The 18,151-nt window shown below is 70.5% G+C and carries 14 protein-coding genes; 12 read left to right on the top strand and 2 right to left on the bottom strand.

Annotated features, from left to right (window positions below; genetic code table 11):
* The first annotated feature begins 77 nt into the window (after nt 1-77).
* Nucleotides 78-683 carry a PAS and ANTAR domain-containing protein gene (locus AB0O44_RS07915; protein ID WP_364136292.1) on the top strand — a complete coding sequence of 202 codons (606 nt, stop codon included), beginning with the start codon at nt 78-80 and terminating at the stop codon, nt 681-683.
* Between the two features lie 48 nt (nt 684-731).
* Here AB0O44_RS07915 and AB0O44_RS07910 read toward each other — a convergent pair whose 3' ends face one another.
* A complete protein-coding gene (locus AB0O44_RS07910) occupies nt 732-2,708 on the bottom strand; it encodes an amino acid transporter (RefSeq protein ID WP_290256815.1) in 1,977 nt (658 codons plus the stop codon).
* A gap of 386 nt (nt 2,709-3,094) precedes the next feature.
* Here AB0O44_RS07910 and AB0O44_RS07905 point away from each other — a divergent pair, with 386 nt between their 5' ends.
* The 8 genes from AB0O44_RS07905 (at nt 3,095) to AB0O44_RS07870 (ending at nt 13,493) form a co-directional block, all read left to right on the top strand.
* Nucleotides 3,095-3,193, top strand: coding sequence for a potassium-transporting ATPase subunit F (locus tag AB0O44_RS07905; protein WP_290256816.1), 99 nt, complete (start codon nt 3,095-3,097; stop codon nt 3,191-3,193).
* Nucleotides 3,194-3,200: 7 nt separating this feature from the next.
* A complete protein-coding gene (kdpA, locus tag AB0O44_RS07900; RefSeq protein ID WP_364136290.1) occupies nt 3,201-4,868 on the top strand; it encodes a potassium-transporting ATPase subunit KdpA in 1,668 nt (555 codons plus the stop codon).
* Nucleotides 4,865-6,991 carry a potassium-transporting ATPase subunit KdpB gene (gene kdpB, locus AB0O44_RS07895; protein WP_364136288.1) on the top strand — a complete coding sequence of 709 codons (2,127 nt, stop codon included), beginning with the start codon at nt 4,865-4,867 and terminating at the stop codon, nt 6,989-6,991. Before kdpA ends, kdpB begins: the two co-directional genes overlap by 4 nt.
* A gap of 9 nt (nt 6,992-7,000) precedes the next feature.
* A complete protein-coding gene (locus AB0O44_RS07890; RefSeq protein ID WP_364136286.1) occupies nt 7,001-7,630 on the top strand; it encodes a potassium-transporting ATPase subunit C in 630 nt (209 codons plus the stop codon).
* Nucleotides 7,631-7,642: 12 nt separating this feature from the next.
* Complete coding sequence (locus AB0O44_RS07885; RefSeq protein ID WP_364136284.1) at nt 7,643-10,303, top strand: DUF4118 domain-containing protein; 2,661 nt, start codon at nt 7,643-7,645, stop codon at nt 10,301-10,303.
* Nucleotides 10,300-10,974, top strand: coding sequence for a response regulator (locus tag AB0O44_RS07880; protein ID WP_364136282.1), 675 nt, complete (start codon nt 10,300-10,302; stop codon nt 10,972-10,974). The genes AB0O44_RS07885 and AB0O44_RS07880 overlap by 4 nt, the downstream gene beginning before the upstream one ends.
* A gap of 65 nt (nt 10,975-11,039) precedes the next feature.
* Nucleotides 11,040-11,549 carry a MarR family transcriptional regulator gene (locus tag AB0O44_RS07875; protein WP_364136280.1) on the top strand — a complete coding sequence of 170 codons (510 nt, stop codon included), beginning with the start codon at nt 11,040-11,042 and terminating at the stop codon, nt 11,547-11,549.
* Nucleotides 11,550-11,732: 183 nt separating this feature from the next.
* On the top strand, nt 11,733-13,493 hold the full coding sequence (locus AB0O44_RS07870) for a diguanylate cyclase (RefSeq protein WP_364136278.1): 1,761 nt from the start codon (nt 11,733-11,735) through the stop codon (nt 13,491-13,493).
* Nucleotides 13,494-13,520: 27 nt separating this feature from the next.
* Here the strand turns inward: AB0O44_RS07870 and AB0O44_RS07865 are convergent, their stop codons facing one another.
* Nucleotides 13,521-14,654: an acyl-CoA dehydrogenase family protein gene (locus AB0O44_RS07865; RefSeq protein ID WP_364136276.1), complete on the bottom strand. Its 1,134-nt coding sequence runs from the start codon at nt 14,652-14,654 to the stop codon at nt 13,521-13,523.
* Nucleotides 14,655-14,920: 266 nt separating this feature from the next.
* Here AB0O44_RS07865 and AB0O44_RS07860 point away from each other — a divergent pair, with 266 nt between their 5' ends.
* The 3 genes from AB0O44_RS07860 to AB0O44_RS07850 all read left to right on the top strand — a co-directional run bounded on the left by AB0O44_RS07860 (nt 14,921) and on the right by AB0O44_RS07850 (nt 18,151).
* On the top strand, nt 14,921-16,675 hold the full coding sequence (locus AB0O44_RS07860) for an AMP-binding protein (protein ID WP_364136274.1): 1,755 nt from the start codon (nt 14,921-14,923) through the stop codon (nt 16,673-16,675).
* A 5-nt stretch (nt 16,676-16,680) separates the two neighbouring features.
* Nucleotides 16,681-17,196 (top strand): MarR family transcriptional regulator, encoded by a 516-nt coding sequence (locus AB0O44_RS07855; protein WP_364136685.1) that lies wholly within the window; start codon nt 16,681-16,683, stop codon nt 17,194-17,196.
* Between the two features lie 97 nt (nt 17,197-17,293).
* Nucleotides 17,294-18,151 carry a LuxR C-terminal-related transcriptional regulator gene (locus AB0O44_RS07850; protein WP_364136272.1) on the top strand — a complete coding sequence of 286 codons (858 nt, stop codon included), beginning with the start codon at nt 17,294-17,296 and terminating at the stop codon, nt 18,149-18,151.

Raw genomic sequence — 18,151 nt, 5'->3', positions numbered from 1 at the left:
CGTGGCGGACGGATATTCTTGTCTTTTCAGGCCCTGGCGCGGTGACGCCGGGCGCAGCACGTCGATCGGCCCCGCCCATGTCTGTGAACCACAACCATCGCGGACCCCTTTCGGGCGGGGACGCCCAGGATGGATTCCTGGACTGCCCCACCGGATTGGTGGAGCACTACTTCGCCGACGGGATCTTCCGCTGGTCCGACGGCCTCTACCGGATCTACGGCTACGAGCGGGGCGAGGTGGTCCCCTCGATGGAGATGGTGATGCCCCACATCGAGCCCGAAGATCGGCCCCGTGTGCTGGCGTACTGGGAACGGGTGGCCTCGCGCGGCGGTCCGTCCTCCCTCTACCTCTCGATCCGGGACAAGAAGAACCGGCAGCACAAGCTGCTGTACTCCGCGGATTACATTATGGACGGGAACGTCCCCGTCGGTGTCTGGGGTGTGGTGGTGGATCTGACCCAGTCGATCCACACGGACCGGCATCGGCTCGCCAACGAATCGGTCGCCGCAGCGTCCCGCACCCGGGCCGTCATCGAACAGGCCAAGGGCATCCTGATGGGCCGCACCGGCGTCAGCGCCGAGGACGCGTTCGAGCTGATGAGCAAGTTGAGCTCGGAGACGAACCGAAAGGTTGCCGTGCTCGCCAAGGACATCGTCGCCGGCGCCACCGACGTGCAGCGCTAACACCCCGGCCGGGAGGCGCCAGGCACCCGGCCCCGCAAACCCGGCGGATCAGCCCACGTGCACCCAAGGCCGCCGGGTCACGTCCGGCTCGGCCTCCCGCAGCACCTCACGGGTCACCGGGGCGATCTCGCCCTCGCCGAACGCCAGGAAGCGGAGCAGGTTGGTCACCGGGTTGCCCTCGGTCCAGCGGAAGTAGATGTGCGGCATCAGCCCGGTCACGTCGCGGATGTGCAGCAACACCGAGGCGATCGTGTTCGGCACCACCGGCCCGTGCACCTCCAGGATCCGGTACCCGTGGCGGGTGATGCCCTTGACCTCGAGTTCGGTTTCGAAGTCCGAGGAGTCGTCCACCACCACCTCGAGGAACACGGCCTGGTAATCCAGCGGCAGGTGGCTGACCTCGATCGCGGATTCCAGCTTCTCCCTGTACGCCTCAGGGCTGAGCCGCAGCGGTTCGTGCGCCACGATGCTCAGCGGGCCGTCCAGTTCGGCGGACAGGAACTCCAGCGCCTGCCGGTCCAGGTGGACGTGGGTGGCGTGCAGTTCGAACGACCGCCGAGCCCGGGACAGCAGCGAGATGACGATGATCCCGAGGATGAAGATCGACGCGATCCGGATGCCCTCGGGGCGTTCGACGACGTTCGCCACCGTGGTGTACACGAAGACCACGGCGATCACGCCGAAGCCCACCGTGCGCTTGCGCTGCCGCTTCCGGCGGGCGGACAGGGTGACGGCGATCGCCGCGGAGGTCATCAGCACCAGCACGCCGGTGGCGTACGCGCCGCCCTGCGCATCGACGTCGGCGTCGAAAATCCAGGTGATCAGGAAGCCCACCAGGGTGAAGACGAGCACCAGCGGACGCACCGCACGGGCCCAACCGGGGGCCATGCCGTAGCGGGGCAGGTAGCGGGGCACCAGGTTCAGCAGCCCGGCCATCGCGGACGCCCCGGCGAACCAGAGGATGGCAATGGTGGAGATGTCGTAGACGGTGCCGAAGCCGATGCCGAGCTGTTCGTGGGCGAGGAACGCCAGGGCGCGGCCGTTGGCCTGTCCGCCGGGCTGGAACTCGTTTTCCGGGATCAGCACCACGGTGGTGAAGCTGCTGATAATCAGGAACGTGCTCATGATCAGGGCCGCCGTGGTCAGCAGCTTCCGGGCGCCCTGGATCCGGCCGGCCGGGTTCTCCTCGGTGTCGTCCGGGTGGCCCTGGATCTGCGGCATCACCGCGACGCCGGTCTCGAAGCCGGAGAGGCCCAGGGCCAGCTTGGGGAAGACCAGCAGCGCGAAACCGACGGCCAGCAGCGGATTCCCATGCGATGTGGCGATCGCCGCCCACCAGTTGCCGACGGCCAGCGGGTGCGTCAGCACCTCCCAGAGTGAGACGCCGACGACGACGACGTTCAGGGCCAGGTAGACCCCGACAATCGCGACGGCGACGCCGATCGCCTCCTTGAAGCCGCGGAGGAAGACGGCGGCCAGCAGGGCCAAGAGAAACAGGGTGATGGCGACGTTCTGGCCCTGCATCCAGCCCGGGCTGATGGGGTTCTCCACCAGGTGGGCGGTGGCGTCCGCGGCGGAGAGGGTCATGGTGATCATGAAGTCCGTCGCGGCGAAGCCGAGCAGCACCAGCACGAAGAGCTTGCCGCCCCAGCGCGGCATCAGCCGCTCCAGCATGGCGATCGATCCCTCGCCGCGGTGGCTCTCGCCGGCCACCCGGCGGTAGACCGGGAGCGCGCCGAACAGGGTGATGGCCACCAGGACCAGGGTGGCCAGCGGCGAGATGACGCCGGCGGCGAGCGCCGCGATGGCCGGCTGGTAGCCCAGGGTGGAGAAGTAGTCGACGCCGGTCAGGCACATCACCTGCCACCAGGTGTGCTTCTTTTCCTCCGCGGCCCGCACGCCGTGCGGACCCTGGTGGGCGCCCTTGCTGTCCTGCAGCCCCACCAGGAGCCACTTCCGGAGTGCTGTGCTGCGGGCCGGCCGGGGTGCCGAGGGGTCGGCCGGGGGCCTGCTCAGGGTGGTCATGGGGTGCCTTTCCTCGCGGCACGCCGCGGCGCACCGCATTGCGATCACCCGCAAACGTAGCACCGGGCGGAGCCCGGATCCGGCCAAATCCGCGGATCTTGACGAATCCTTGACGCACCCTCCGTGCCGGCCGGGGACCCCCGCGTCAAGGATCCGTCAAGATCCGCCCCGCCCGCATCAAGGAACCGTTAGCACCTGCCGCGGAGCCCCGGCGAGGGTCTTCACTGGTCTCAGGCCCCGCAGACGGGGCGCAGATGAAAGGAACCTGTGATGGCCGACGCGGCTGTGATCGGAATCCTCATGGTCTCCATGGGGTTCGTGATGTGGGTCGGGCAACGCCTGGCCCGGGTGCTCGGCGACGACGCCGGGCGGACGGAAGGTGGACGGTGAACGCCGAGGCCGTGATGTGGGTGGTCCTGTTCCTGGCCGGACTGGGCCTGACGGGCTACCTCCTGGCCGTCCTGATCAACCCCGAGAAGTGGTGACCGCCCAATGACCTTCAACACTCTCTCCTTCTTGCTCCAGGCCGGCGCCCTGCTGGTGGCGCTGGCCGCGGTGCACAAGCCGCTGGGGCTCTACCTGGCCCGGGTGGTCGCAGGCACCCGCACCGCCCGCGCCGAGCGCCTCCTCTACCGGCTGACCGGCGTCGACGCCGGCACGGAGCAGACCTGGCCGGTGTACCTGCGCGGCGTGCTGGCCTTCTCCGCCGTCTCGATCCTGCTGGTCTTCGCGCTACAGCGGCTCCAGGGCGTCATCCCGGGCACCGGACCGCTGACCGGCGTGGACCCCTGGGTGGCCATGAACACGGCCATTTCCTTCGTGACCAACACCAACTGGCAGGCGTACGCCCCGGAGGCCACGGTGGGCATCTTCGTGCAGATGGGCTTGCTGGCGGTGCAGAATTTCCTCTCCGCCGCCGTCGGCATCGTGGTCGCCGTCGCCCTCATCCGCGGCCTGGTGCGGGTGCGCACCGACCGGCTGGGCAACTTCTGGGTGGACCTGACCCGCGTGACCTACAGGGTGCTGCTGCCCCTGGCGTTCGTTTCCGCCGTCCTGCTGGTGCTGGGCGGGGTGGTGCAGAATTTCTGGTCCACCGACGTCGCCAACCAGGCCATGGGCGTGAACCAGACCATCCCCGGCGGCCCGGTCGCCTCGCAGGAGGCCATCAAGGTCCTTGGCACCAACGGCGGCGGCTACTTCAACGCCAACTCCGCCCACCCCTTCGAGAACCCCAACGCCGCGGTCAGCCTGTTCCAGGTCTTCCTGCTGCTGCTCATCCCCTCCGCGCTGCCGTACACCTTCGGCCGGCTGGTGGGCGACCGGCGGCAGGGCTTCACCGTTGCCGCGGTCATGGGCACGCTCTGGCTGGCCTCCACCCTGCTGACCGGCTGGGCGGTGTCCTCCGCGCAGGGCACGGCGACGGCGGCGGCCGGCGGGCTCGGGGAGGGCTTCGAACAGCGCTTCGGCCCGGTACCGGCCGCGCTGTACGCCGCGTCCACCACCCTGACCTCCACCGGCGCGGTCAACGCCGCCCACGACTCGCTGCCGCCCCTGGCCGGCGGGATGACGATGATCAACATGATGCTGGGCGAGGTGGCCCCCGGCGGCACCGGTTCGGGGCTGTACGGGCTGCTGATCCTCTCGATCATCGCCGTGTTCATCGCCGGCCTGATGGTGGGCCGCACCCCCGAATACCTGGGCAAGAAGATCGGCCCCACCGAGATGAAGCTCGCGGCCCTGTACATCCTGGTCACCCCCACCCTGGTCCTGGCCCTCGCCGGGGTGACCGTGCTGCTGCCCGACGCCGTCGCCAACGCCCCGGCCACCGGACCGCACCAGTTCAGCGAGGTCCTGTACGCCTTCACCTCCGGGGCGAACAACAACGGCTCCGCGTTCGGCGGCATCACCAGCTCCGGGCCCCTGCTCTCCACCCTCCTGGGCCTCGCCATGCTCCTGGGCCGGTTCCTGCCGATCGTCCTGGTCCTTGCCCTGGCCGGTTCCCTGGCCCGGCAGGGCAAGATCCCGGTCTCCGCCGGCACCCTCCCCACCCACGGCCCCCTGTTCGCGGTGCTGCTGCTGGGCGTGACGGTTATCCTCACCGCCCTCAGCTACTTCCCCGCCCTCGCCCTGGGCCCCCTCGCAGAAGGATTGATCCGATGACCCCGTCCCCCGCGGACACCTCCAGCCGGACCTACGCCGACGGCAACCCCCTCGGCACCCCCGGCGAACACAAGCACCACACCAAGACCCCGGCCAAGCTGACCCTGGCCACCGTGGCCGCCGCCCTGCCGCTGGCGGTGCGCAAGCTCGCCCCCCGCCAGATGGTCCACTCCCCGGTGATGTTCACCGTGCTGGTGGGCGCCGCACTGTGCACCGTCATCTGCGTGCTGAAACCCTCCGTCTTCGGCATCGCGGTCACCGCGTGGCTATGGCTGACCGTCCTGTTCGGCACCCTGTCCGAGTCGATCGCCGAGGGCCGCGGCAAGGCCCAGGCGGACAGCCTGCGCGCCAGCCGACAGGGCGTGGAGGCCACGCTGCGGCTGCCCGACGGCGGCACCCGCCGCGTCCCGGGCACGGATCTGTCGCTCAACGACGTGATCATCTGCGAGGCAGGGGACGTGATCGCTTCCGACGGCGAGATCATCGAGGGCGTCGCCAGCGTCGACGAATCGACCATCACCGGCGAATCTGCCCCCGTCATCCGCGAATCCGGCGGCGACCGGTCCTCGGTGACCGGCGGCACCCGGGTGCTCTCGGACCGGATCGTCATCCGGATCACCGCAGAGGCCGGCCAAACCTTCGTGGACCGGATGATCAAACTCGTGGAGGGCGCCGTCCGGCAGAAGACCCCCAACGAGATCGCCCTGCACGTGCTGCTGGTGTCCCTGACCATCGTCTTCCTGATCGTCACCATGGCGCTGGCCCCGTTTGCCGCCCTCGCCGGTGCCACCCCGTCCCCGATCGTCCTCGTGGCGCTGCTGGTCTGCCTCATCCCCACCACCATCGGGGCACTGGTGCCCGCCATCGGCATCGCCGGCATGGACCGGCTGGTCCAGCACAACGTCCTGGCCACCTCCGGCCGGGCCGTGGAAACGGCCGGGGACATCACCACCCTGCTGCTGGATAAGACCGGCACCATCACCTACGGAAACCGCCGCGCGGTGGAATTCCACCCCGCGGACGGGGTGGGCATGGACCGGCTGATCGAGGCGGCCCGGCTCTGCAGCCTGGCCGACGAGACCCCGGAGGGCCGGTCCGTCGTGGACCTGGCCGCCGAACGCGGCGTCGCCGGGGCGGACCTGGCCGCCCTGGAAGCCGGGAGCCGGGACGTCGCCGTCGTCCCGTTCAGCGCCGCGACCAGGATGTCCGGGCTGGACCTGGACGGGCGGATGATCCGCAAGGGCGCCGCCTCCACCGTGGGCACCTTCGTCGAGGAACATGGCGGCCGCACCGGCGCGGGGGTGGATGCCCGGGTGCGGGAGATCGCCGCGCACGGCGGCACCCCGCTGCTGGTGGCCGAGGTGGCCGCCGACGGACGCCCCGAGGTGCTCGGCTGCGTCCACCTGGCCGACGTCGTGAAGCCCGGCATGCACGCCCGCTTCGCCGAGCTGCGCCAGATGGGCATCCGCACGGTCATGATCACCGGCGACAACCCCATCACGGCCAAGGCGATCGCCGCCGAAGCCGGCGTGGACGACTTCCTGGCCGAGGCCACCCCGGAGGACAAGCTCGCCGTCATCAAAAAGGAACAGTCCGCCGGCCGGCTGGTGGCCATGACCGGGGACGGCACCAACGACGCCCCGGCTCTGGCCGCCGCGGACGTCGGCGTCGCGATGAACTCCGGGACCCCGGCGGCCAAGGACGCCGCCAACATGGTGGACCTGGACTCGGACCCCACCAAGCTGATCAACATCGTGGGCATCGGCAAGCAGCTGCTGATCACCCGGGGCGCGCTGACCACCTTCTCGGTGGCCAACGACGTCGCCAAGTACTTTGCGATCGTCCCGGCACTGTTCGCGGCCACATTCCCGGGCCTGGGCCTGCTGAACATCATGGGCCTGACGACGCCGGCCTCCGCGATCCTCTCGGCGGTGATCTTCAACGCCCTGATCATCATCGCCCTGGTCCCGCTGGCGCTGCGCGGCGTGAAGTACCGCGCCGTCACCGCCAACCGGGCGCTGTCCCGAAACCTGCTGATCTACGGCCTCGGCGGCCTGGTAGCACCCTTCATCGGCATCAAGATCATCGACCTCGTGATCTCCCTCATCCCCGGAATCGGCTAGGAACACCCCATGACCACCATCTTCGGATACCTCCGGCAGGCCGGCACCGCCCTGCGCTTTCTCGTCGCCGCCACCCTGGTGCTCGGCTTCGCCTACCCCCTGGCCGTGTTCGGCGCCGGGCAGCTGATCGCCCCCGACCAGGCCAACGGCTCCATCCTCCGGGACAGCGCCGGGCGCCCGGCGGCCTCGGCCCTGATCGCGCAGGCCTCCGCCGGCGACGGCGGGGCCCAGGACCCGCGCTGGTTCCATGCCCGGCCCTCAACGGTGGCGTGGGACCCGGCGTCATCCTCGGCCAGCAACCTCGGTCCGAACGACGCTAAACTGCTGGACTCCGTGCAGCAGGGCCGCGCCGCGGTGGCGGCGGCGGAGCATGTCTCCGTGGACCAGGTCCCGGCCGACGCCGTCACCGCCTCGGCCTCGGGCCTGGACCCGGACATTTCCCCGGCCTACGCGAAGCTCCAGGTGGCCCGGGTTGCCGCCGCGCAGGGGCTGGACCCGGCCGCCGTTGAGGAGCTGGTCCGCGGAAACACCCGCGGCGGGGTCACGGCGTTCCTCGGCCAGCCCTCGGTCAATGTCACCGCCCTGAACCTGGCCGTCGCGGACGCTGCCGCGGCGGCGCAGCCGGGCCGAACCAAGTGAGAGAATGACGGCATGGCACGAGGAACGCTGCGGATCTTCCTGGGGGCCGCGCCCGGCGTCGGGAAAACCTACGAGATGCTCGAAGAGGCCCACCGGCTGGCGCAGCGCGGCATCGACGTCGTCGTAGCCTTCGCCATGGACCACGGCCGCAGCGAGACCCGTGCCCTGCTGGACGGCCTGGAAATCGTGCCGCCGCGCCGCCTCCCCTACCGCGGCACCGAGTTCGAGGAAATGGACCTGGACGCGGTCCTGGCCCGCGCCCCGGAAACCGCGATCGTGGACGAGTACGCCCACTCCAACATCCCCGGCAGCCGCAACCCGAAGCGCTGGCAGGACGTCGACGCGCTGCTGGAGGCCGGCATCGACGTCCTCTCCACCGTCAACATCCAGCACCTGGCCTCGCTCGGGGACGTCGTCAGCGCCATCACCGACGTCCGCCAGGCCGAGACGGTGCCCGACGACGTCGTCCGCCGCGCGGACCAGATCCACCTCGTGGACATCTCTCCGGAGCTGCTGCGGCAGCGGCTGGGCGACGGCAAGATCTACGCCCCGGAGAAGATCGACGCGGCGCTCTCGAACTACTTCCGGGTGGGCAACCTGACCGCGCTGCGGGAACTGGCGCTGCTCTGGCTCGCGGACCGGGTGGACGAGGGGCTGGCCAAATACCGGGCCGAACAGGGCATCGAGGAGAGCTGGCCGGCCCGGGAACGGATCGTCGTGGGACTGACCGGCGGCCCAGAGGGCGAGGTACTGATCCGCCGCGGCGCCCGGATCCTCAACCGGGTCAACGGCGGGGACCTGCTGGCCGTGCACGTCCGGGTGGCCGACGGCGTCGCCAGCGAATCCCCGCAGGCCCTCGAGGCGCAGCGGCACCTGATCCAGGACCTGGGCGGCAGCTACCACACGGTCGCCGGGGAGGACCCGGCCGCGGCGCTGCTGGACTTCGCCCGCAGCGTCAATGCCACCCAGATCGTCGTAGGGATCTCCCGGCGCCGGAAGATCGACTCCCTCGCCGGCTGGCTGCTGGGCGGCGGCGTCGGCACCCGGGTGGTCCGCGACTCCGGCGACATCGACGTTCACATGGTCTCCCACCCGCTGGTGGGCCGCGGCGCCCGCCCGGTCCGGCCCCGGGACCTGGGCCGGATCCGGGTGCTGGTGGGCTTCGCCTTGGCGCTGCTGCTGCCGCCGGCGGTCCAGGCGCTGCTGGTGCTCGACCCGGAGCGGAACGTCGCCACCGTCATGCTGGTCCAGCTCAGCGGCTCCGTGGCCGTCGCCTTGGTGGGCGGCCTGTGGCCGGCGATCCTCGCCGCCGTGCTCAGCAGCCTGCTGGTCAACTACTTCTCCACCCCGCCGGTGGGCACCCTGACCATCAGCGACTCGCAGAACCTGCTGGCGCTGCTGGTGTTCGTCGGGGTCTCCGCCGCGGTCGCCGTCGTCGTCGACGTCTCCGCCCGCCGCTCCAAGGAGGCCGCCCGGGCCCGCGCCGAGGCCACCACCCTGGGCGACCTGGCCCGCAACGCCGCCGGTTCGGAGGACACGCTCGCGGCCCTGCTGGAGCAGGCTCTCAGCGTCTTCCAGGTCCGCGCCGCGGCGCTCTACGTCCGGCCCGCACCCGCGGAGGGCGGCGGAAGCTCGGGCGAGTGGGAGCTGATCGCGACGGCCGGATCGCCGGGAAGCGCCGAGACGGCCGACGGCGGTGCGGCCGGCGACAACGTCGAGGAAGTCGGCTCCGGTGCCCGGCTGGTGCTCTACGGCAGGGTGCTCCCGGCGAGCGACCGGCGGCTGCTGGCCGCGTTCGGCGTCCACCTCGAGGCGCAGCTGGAACGCCAGCAGCTGGTGGCCAGCCGGCGGCAGATGCTGCGCCTGGCCGAGAGCAACACCATCCGCACCTCCATCCTGCGCGCCGTCTCCCACGACCTGCGCACGCCTTTGGCCGGCATCAAGCTGGCCGTCGGCGGCCTCCGCCACGACGCGGACCGCTACCGCCCCGAGGAAAGGGAAGAACTGCTGGCCACCATCGAGGAATGCTCGGACCGCCTGGACGCCCTGGTGGGGAACCTGCTGGACATGTCCCGGATCAGCGCCGACGCCGCCCACCCCCTGCTCCGCCCGGTCCGCTGGTTCGACGTCATTCCCGGGGCGCTGCGCGCCGTTCCGCCGGGCCGGGTCCGGGTGGAGCTGCCGCCGAACATGCCCGAGGTCGACGCCGACCCCGGCATGCTGGAGCGTGTGGTGGCAAACGTCGTCGAGAACGCCGTGAAATACGCGCCGGAGGCGGACATCGTCCTGGTCGGCGCCGGCGGCGGACTGAGCCCGGTGGCCCTGGGCGGCCGGCCCGCCGGGGAGCTGCGGATCATCGACCACGGCCACGGCGTCCCGGCCGAACGCGTGCTGGAGATGTTCCGGCCCTTCCAACGGCTCGACGACGCCCCGCAGGCCACCGGAATCGGCCTGGGCCTGGCCGTGGCGAAGGGCTTCACCGACGCGATGGGCGGCAGCCTTACCGCCGAACCGACCCCCGGCGGCGGCCTGACCATGGTGATCCGGCTGCCGCTCTCTACCGGCGCCCCCTTCGAGCCCGGCCACCGGCAGGCCCCGCTGGAACCGCAGTCCACCCTGGACCACCGGGCACACCGCCTGCCCGCCGCCCCGAACCGGACGGAGGCCGGATGACCGCCGTCCTCGTCGTCGACGACGACCCGCACCTGCTCCGGGCACTGCGCATCACGCTGCAGGCGCACGGCTACGACGTCACCACCGCCGCGGACGGGCACTCCGCCCTACTGGCCGCCACCCAGCACCCGTTGGCGCTGGTGATCCTGGACCTGGGCCTGCCGGACCTGGACGGTACCGAGGTCCTCCGCGAGCTCCGCACCTGGAGCCAGGCGCCGGTGCTGGTACTCTCGGCCCGGCACGGCTCCGAGGACAAGGTGGAGGCGCTCGACGCCGGCGCGGACGACTACATCACCAAGCCGTTCGGGCTGGACGAGCTGCTGGCCCGGCTCCGCGCCCTGCTGCGCCGCACCGCCGACGTCGATGTCCAGCCGGTGGTCGCCACCGAGACGTTCACCGTGGACCTCGGCAAGCACCGGGTCACCCGCGGCGGGGAGGACATCCGCCTGACCCCCACCGAGTGGAAGATGCTGGAGGTGCTGGTCCGGAACCCGGAGAAGCTGATCCCGCAGCAGCAGCTGCTCTCCGAGGTCTGGGGCCCGGCGTACGCGAAGGAGACCAATTACCTACGGGTCTATATGGCGCAGCTGCGGCGCAAGCTTGAGGCGGACCCTGCCGCCCCGCGGCACCTGCTTACGGAGGCGGGGATCGGCTACCGGTTCGTGCCGTAGGCACCGGACCGGGTGATACGTTTAGGGCCTACGCATGCTTGCCAGTGCGCTACCAAGGGATTCCGATGGATACGCACGACGCAGGCCCCAGTTCCGTTCCCGTACCCGCTGGTGACACGGGTCCCCGCGCACTCAGCGTTCTCGAGGCACTGAGGGAGTACCGGGTTGCCGAGGCCGCCATGCAGCGCCGGACCCGCCCGACCAGGGACATGAACGAATCGGATCTCCTTGCCCTCCGGCATCTTCTGGACGCCGAGGCGGACGGCGCCCAGGTGCGGCAGAAGGACCTCGCCGTTCGCCTGGGAATGAGTTCCGCCGCCGCTACCTCGCTGGTGGACCGCCTCGTCAGGTCCGGGCACATCACCCGCGAACCGGATCCGGCCGATCGCCGGGCGGTCAACCTCCTGCCGATGCCTTCCGCCAGGGTTGTCGTCCGGGAAGCCCTGGGAAACATCCACCCGCTCCTGATCCGTGCCGCGGCGGAGCTGACCCAGCAGGAAGCCGAGACGGTCAAGCGGTTCCTGACGCGGATGCGCGAAGCCGCCGACGCCGTCGCTCCTCCCCTGCGGGGATAGCCGCTACCCGGCCAAACCCCGTGGCTGCACCGGCGACATCGGCGGGGAGCGGGATGCCCATCCCGGCCCGGGCTGCGCGGCGAGGCCAACGACCATGCCGGGATGGTCGTCCCGGAACTTTCCTTCACCCGTTTTCGTTGTGCCGGTTTTTCGCGGGACCGCACCGCCATAGATACTTGGGCAATGAATATTCACAGCGCTCTCGACCGTGAGAACGCGAACCATCCGCCGGCGATGCCGGAGGTCCCCGCCCAGATGCGCGCGGTGCTCAATGGAATTCCGGCGATGGTGGCCTACTGGGACGCGGAGCTGAGGAACCGGCTGGCCAATGATGCCTACCTGTCCTGGTTCGGCGTCGAGGCTCAGCAGCTGTACGGGATGCACATCCGCGAGCTGCTGCACGAGGACGTCTACGCGGCGAACCGCGGGTACATCGACAAGGTTCTTGGCGGCGAGCCGCAACTGTTCAAGCGCACGCTCAACGACGCTGGCGGCGGCACCCGCCACGCCGAGGTCTCCTACATGCCCGATGAGCGCGACGGCGCCGTTCTGGGCTTCTTCGTCATGATCACCGATGTCACGGATCGGGTCCTCGCGGAGCACCGGCAGCGCCGCGACACGGACCGCTACCGCGCCCTGGCCGGCAGCATCCCCGGCGTCTTCGTCCTGCTCTTCGATGCGGATCTCCGCTATCTGATCGCCGAAGGCCAGGAGTTGCACGCCTTCGGTTACCGCCCGGAGGAGCTGGAGGGCCGCCGCATCCACGATGTGCTGGAGGGCTGGCTGGCCGAGGAACTGGAACCACGCTACCGGGCGGCCCTGGCCGGCGAGGAGGTCGCCTGGACCCGGCGGATCGGCCCCCGCACCTACCGGCTCAAGGCCGGGCCGGTCAACTCCGACGGTGCCACCGCCGGAATGGTGGTGGCCGTGGACGTCACCGAGCGGCTGCAGCAGGAGCAGACCTGGGAGGCGCTGCACGAGATCGCCACGGCCGTGGCCCGCAACGCGGCGCCGGAGGACATCTCGGTGCAGCTCGCGTTTATCCTCAGGGACCTCTTCGCCGTCGACTCCGCCGCCGTCGTCCGCTACACCGGGCCCCTGTCGGCCGAGATCGTGGCCATGGCCCCGGCTATGCCCTCGACGCTGAGCCGGGAGCATGTCTTCGCTCTGACCGACAATTCCGCCACCGTTCGGGTGGCGGTGACGGGGAAGCCCGCCCTGGTTGTGTACGGCACCAAGAGCGGTGGCGTCGCGGAGGGGCAGATGCTCGCCGGCGGCTTCCGATCCGCCGCGGCCGCCCCGATCCGGGTGCACGGCAGCCTCTGGGGCGTGGTGAGCCTGACGTCCAAGTCCAGCACCGGCGTCACCGCGGCCATGTTGGAGCGGCTGGCGCAGTTCGCGGAACTGGTGGAAATCGCCATCGGAAACACCGAGGCCCGGGCCCAACTGGAGCGCCAGGCCACCACGGACGAGCTCAGCGGGCTGCCCAACCGCCGCTCCCTGGAGCAGCACCTGGCCCACGAGATCGAGCGGGCCGCCGCCCGCGGCACCCACCTCAGCGCCATCGTGCTGGACATTGACCACTTCAAGAATGTCAACGACACCTTCGGGCACCTGATGGGCGACGTGGTGCTGGCCGACGTCGCCGCCCGGCTCCGGGCGGTGGCGCGAAAGGATGAAATCGTGGCCCGCTTCGGCGGCGAGGAATTCGTCTGGCTGCTCCCGGAAACCGACGGGGTGGAGGCGTTGCTGGCGGCGGAACGGGCCCGGGTGGCGATCGGCTCCGAACCGTTCGGCGATGTCGGGCACATCACCGTCTCGGCGGGCGTCTGCGAACTGTCCGACGCCGGCAGCCGGGGCCTGCTGGCCTGCGCGGACCGGGCACTGTACGCGGCCAAGCACGCCGGCCGCGACCGCAGCGAACGCTACGGCGCGGCCGGCTGACCGCCGGCCCGCCGTCGTCAGCAGGCGTTAGACGAACGCGGATTTCCCGGTGACGGCCCGGGCCACGATCATCGAATTGATCTCGTAGCTGCCCTCGTAGGTGTAGAGGATCTCGGCGTCGCCGAAGAGCTTGGCCATCTCGAAATCGGTGGTGATGCCGTTGCCGCCCAGCAGCGCGCGCCCCATCGCCACGGAGGCGCGGGCCAGGCGGGTGGTGGTGGATTTGGCCATGGCGGCCTGTACCATTTCCAGCTTCCCGTCCTGCTGGATCCGCGCCAGCTGCGCCATCAGGGCCAGCGAGACGCTGGCGTTGCCCAGGATTTCGGCCAGCTGCTGCTGGACCAGCTGGAACCGGGCCAGTTCGCGGCCGAACTGGAACCGCTCCAGCGCGTAGGCACGCGCGATGTCGAAAGCCGCGAGCTGGATGCCGGCGCCCTGCCAGCCCACCCAGGCCCGTGAGTCGCGCAGCAGGTCGTTGGCGCGGGAGAAGCTGGTGGCCCCGGGCAGCAGGTTTTCGGCCGGGATACGGACCTCGTCGAGGACGATGTCCGCGTTCTGCATGATCCGCAGGCCGATCTTGTTGGCGATCTTGGTGGCCGTGTACCCGGGCCGGTCCGTCTCGACGATGAAGCCCTTGATCTGCTGGTCCGCTTCGTCCCGGGCCCAGACCAGCGCGAAGTCGGCGATTGTGCCGGCGCCGATCCAGCGCTTGGCGCCGGTGATCACCCATTCGGACCCGTCCCGCCGCGCCGTCGTCGCCAGTCCCCCGGCGATGTCCGAGCCGTGGTCCGGCTCGGTCAGGGCGAACGCGCCCAGCTGGGTGAAGGCGGTCAGCCCGGGCAGCCAGCGGGCCTTCTGCTCCTCAGAGCCGAGCTCGTCGATCATCCCCACGATTAGTTCGTTGTGGATGCCCACCAGCGCCGAGAGCGAGACGTCCGCCCGGGCCACCTCCACGTACATCAGGCCCTTGAACAGCTTCGAGGTCCCGTCCGTCTGGATCCCGCCGAGGCCGTGCTTGCCCAGTTCGGAGAGCAAGCCGAAGGGGAACTCCTCCCGGTTCCAGAAGTCGATCGACGCGGGCCGGATCCGGGTCTGCAGGAACTCCCGGATCTCCTCGTAGCGGCTCCGTTCCGCCGGGGGCAGGAGGTCAGCGATGTACATCAGGTCCGCGTCCGGAAACGGGGGAGCTCCGATGGCTGGTCCGTCGACACTTCGTTGTGGCTGCACGGGCAGGTATCCCTTCGTCGGGTGCCGCCGGCGGCGGCGCAGGCTCTTCCAAACCCTTGGATGTCCTAGTATATTGCACAGTGATATTCGTCACTAGGGGGCGCCGGCAATCACGGACCTCCCGGTGGCGGTGGATATGCCCGGCCAACGGCGGCCGCCACTGGACCGCCGGGCCGCAACCGGCTGTGAAAGGTGCACCCATGACCGTGACTGACGAATTCCGGGCCGCGAGGGACAGGCTGCTCGCCCTGCGCGGGGATTACGAGGCCGCCCGGGACGAGTTCGAATGGCCACGGTTCGAGGAATTCAACTTCGCCCTGGACTGGTTCGACCAGATCGCCGCGGACCCGGAGCGCGGCGCGAAGCCGGCGCTGGTGATCGTGGAACAGGACGGCTCCGCCACCCGCCGCAGCTTCGCCGACCTCTCGGCCCGCTCCGCCCAGGTGGCCAACTGGCTCCGGGCGCAGGGCATCCGCCGCGGGGACCGGATGATCATCATGCTGGGCAACCAGGTGGAGCTCTGGGAGCTGATGCTGGCCGGGATCAAGCTCGGGATCGTCATGATCCCCACCACGACGCTGATGGGCCCGGCGGACCTGCGCGACCGCGTGGAGCGCGGCGGGGCCGGCTGGGCCGCCGTCGGCAGCGCCAACATCGGCAAGTTCGACGGCGTCCCCGGGGACTACCGGCTCATCGAGATCGGCGCGGGCACGGCAGGCACGGGCACCGGCGACGGGACCACCGACGACGGGAAGAAGGACGTCCTGCGGTACGCCGACGCCGACGGCGCCCCGCTGGAGTTCACCCCGGACGCCCCCACCCGGGCCGACGAGACGCTGCTGCTCTACTTCACCTCCGGCACCACCTCCAAGGCCAAGCTGGTAGAGCATACCCACACCTCTTACCCGGTGGGGCACCTGTCCACCATGTTCTGGATCGGCATGGAACCGGGCGACGTGCACCTGAACGTCGCCTCCCCCGGCTGGGCCAAGCACGCCTGGTCCAACGTCTTCACCCCGTGGATCGCCGAGGCCTGCGTCTTCATCTACAACTACGACCGCTTCGACGCCAAGGCCCTGATGGAGCAGATGGACCGCGAGAAGGTCACCAGCTTCTGCGCGCCGCCCACGGTCTGGCGGATGCTGATCCAGGCCGACCTGACCCTGCTGCAGAACCCGCCCACCAAGGTGGTCTCCGCGGGCGAACCGCTCAACGCCGAGGTCATCGACCAGGTCAACCGGGCCTGGGGCCAGACCATCCGGGACGGCTTCGGCCAGACCGAAACCACCGTGCAGATCGCCAACACCCCCGGCCAGCCGATCAAGATCGGCGCCATGGGCAAGCCGCTGCCGGGCTACGACGTCGTCCTGGTCGACCCGGCCACCGGCGAGGAGGGCGACGACGGCGAGCTCTGCCTGCGCCTGGATCCCCGCCCGGTGGGCCTGATGAAGGCCTACTACGGCGACCCCGAGAAGACCGCCGAGGCCTTCCGCGACGGCTACTACCACACGGGCGACATGGCCAGCCGGGACGAGCGCGGGATCATCACCTACGTCGGCCGCGGCGACGACGTGTTCAAATCCTCGGACTACCGGCTCTCCCCGTTCGAGCTGGAGAGTGTCCTGATCGAACACCCCGCGGTGGCCGAGGCCGCCGTCGTCCCCTCCCCCGACGCGCTCAAGCTCTCCGTCCCCAAGGCGTTCGTAGTGCTGGCCTCCGGCCACGAGCCGGGGCCGGAGCTGGCCGAGGACATCCTGCGCTACTGCCGCGACCACCTGGCCCCCTTCAAGCGGATCCGTCGGCTGGAGTTCGCCGAGCTGCCCAAGACCATCTCCGGCAAGATCCGTCGGGTGGAGCTGCGGCACAGCGAAGAACTGCGCCACGGCAACGGGACGCCGCCGGAGGGACTGGGCACGGAGTACTCCGAGGCGGACTTCCCGGGGCTGAAGGGCTAGCCGTGGTGGGCGCCCCACTGCCGCGCGATCCGATTGCCGACGCCCGGCGGAACTGGGAGCGGCACGGTTGGTCCGACGTCGCCGCTCCCATGGCGGCGATCACCGCGATCATGCGCACCCAGCAGATCCTGCTGGCCCGGATCGAGGCAGTACTCAAGCCGTTCGGGCTGACGTTTGCCCGGTACGAGCTGCTGGCCCTGCTCAGTTTCGCCCGCAGCGGGGCGCTGCCCATGAACAAGGCCAGCGCCCTGCTGCAGGTCCACCCCACCTCGGTGACCAACGCCGTGGACCGGCTGCAGGAAGCCGGCCTGGTACTCCGCTCACCGCACCCCACCGACGGGCGTACCACCCTGATCGAGCTCACCTCGGGCGGGCGGACGCTGGCGAAGCGGGCGACGGCGGCACTGAACGGCGAGGTGTTCGCGCAGTCAGGCTTCGGCACCGAGGACGTGGACGCGCTGATCCGGATCCTGGGCGACTTCCGGCGCGGGGCCGGAGACTTCGCGGACGAGGCGGACTAGGCCGCACCGCCGCCCCGGTGGCAACCAGCCACACACCATCGACCACACAACCCCATGAGAGCGCGGCGGCAGCCGGCGCGGCACCAGGAGACGACTCATGCAGCCGAACCCCTACTCGCGGCCGGACGACCGGGAGCTGCTCCGCGCCTCCCTGCGAGCGCTCTCGGGCAGGTTCCGGCCGGCCGTGCTCTTCGCCGGGCTGGCCAGCGGTGAGCGGCTGCAGCTGACGGACTTCCTCGGTACGGCGACCTCCAGCCTGCATCGGGTGGTGGTGGTTCCCGGCGCGGGCCTCGGCGGCCGGGTCTTCGCCCAGCAGCGGCCGTTCCTGGTCGCTGACTACCTTGCCTCGGACGGCATCACCCACGAGTACGACGTCGCCGTCAGCCGGGAACGCCTGTCCTCGGTGGCGGCCGTGCCCGTCGTGGTCAGGGGAACGTCGCGGGCCGTCCTGTACCTGGCCAGCCGGGACAGCTCCCCGCTGGGCGAACGCGCCGTCCGGGAGGCGATGGAGGCCTCCGCCGGGATGGCCGAGGAACTCCGGGTCCGGGATGAGGTGGACCGCAGAGTCTCGATCATCGCGAGCGCCGGAACCGGAACCGCCCCGACGCAGGACCCCAGCTGGCTGGAGCACGTCCGCGAGGCGCACGCCGAGCTCCGCTCGCTGGCCGGAACCGTCGCGGACCCACACCTGGCCCGGCAGCTGGAGATCATCGGCGACTACCTCTCACCCCCTGCGGCGGCCCGGGCGCTCCCGGTGGGCGCCAGGCTGGCCCGCCGGGAGCTGGACGTGCTGTCCCTGCTGGCGCTGGGCTGTTCTTACCAGGAGACCGCCGACCGGCTGGGGCTCAAGCCCGCCACGGTGAAGAGCTACCTGCAGAACGCGATGGCCAAGCTCTCCGTGCACAACCGGCTCGAGGCCGTGTCCGCGGCCCGCCGGCTCGGCCTCATCCCGTGA

Source organism: Arthrobacter sp. NPDC080082, from assembly GCF_040686595.1.
Taxonomy (GTDB): Bacteria; Actinomycetota; Actinomycetes; order Actinomycetales; family Micrococcaceae; genus Arthrobacter.
The sequence above is the reverse complement of the archived record's forward strand: the minus strand, read 5'-3'. Positions and strand labels throughout refer to the sequence as shown.

Excerpts from the sequence above, each read along its gene's own strand:
- AB0O44_RS07915 (WP_364136292.1), top strand. The coding sequence starts at position 78 with ATGTCTGTGAACCACAACCATCGCGGACCCCTTTCGGGCGGGGACGCC.
- AB0O44_RS07910 (WP_290256815.1), bottom strand. The coding sequence starts at position 2,708 with ATGACCACCCTGAGCAGGCCCCCGGCCGACCCCTCGGCACCCCGGCCG.
- kdpA (WP_364136290.1), top strand. The coding sequence starts at position 3,201 with ATGACCTTCAACACTCTCTCCTTCTTGCTCCAGGCCGGCGCCCTGCTG.
- kdpB (WP_364136288.1), top strand. The coding sequence starts at position 4,865 with ATGACCCCGTCCCCCGCGGACACCTCCAGCCGGACCTACGCCGACGGC.
- AB0O44_RS07890 (WP_364136286.1), top strand. The coding sequence starts at position 7,001 with ATGACCACCATCTTCGGATACCTCCGGCAGGCCGGCACCGCCCTGCGC.
- AB0O44_RS07885 (WP_364136284.1), top strand. The coding sequence starts at position 7,643 with ATGGCACGAGGAACGCTGCGGATCTTCCTGGGGGCCGCGCCCGGCGTC.
- AB0O44_RS07880 (WP_364136282.1), top strand. The coding sequence starts at position 10,300 with ATGACCGCCGTCCTCGTCGTCGACGACGACCCGCACCTGCTCCGGGCA.
- AB0O44_RS07875 (WP_364136280.1), top strand. The coding sequence starts at position 11,040 with ATGGATACGCACGACGCAGGCCCCAGTTCCGTTCCCGTACCCGCTGGT.
- AB0O44_RS07870 (WP_364136278.1), top strand. The coding sequence starts at position 11,733 with ATGAATATTCACAGCGCTCTCGACCGTGAGAACGCGAACCATCCGCCG.
- AB0O44_RS07865 (WP_364136276.1), bottom strand. The coding sequence starts at position 14,654 with ATGTACATCGCTGACCTCCTGCCCCCGGCGGAACGGAGCCGCTACGAG.
- AB0O44_RS07860 (WP_364136274.1), top strand. The coding sequence starts at position 14,921 with ATGACCGTGACTGACGAATTCCGGGCCGCGAGGGACAGGCTGCTCGCC.
- AB0O44_RS07850 (WP_364136272.1), top strand. The coding sequence starts at position 17,294 with ATGCAGCCGAACCCCTACTCGCGGCCGGACGACCGGGAGCTGCTCCGC.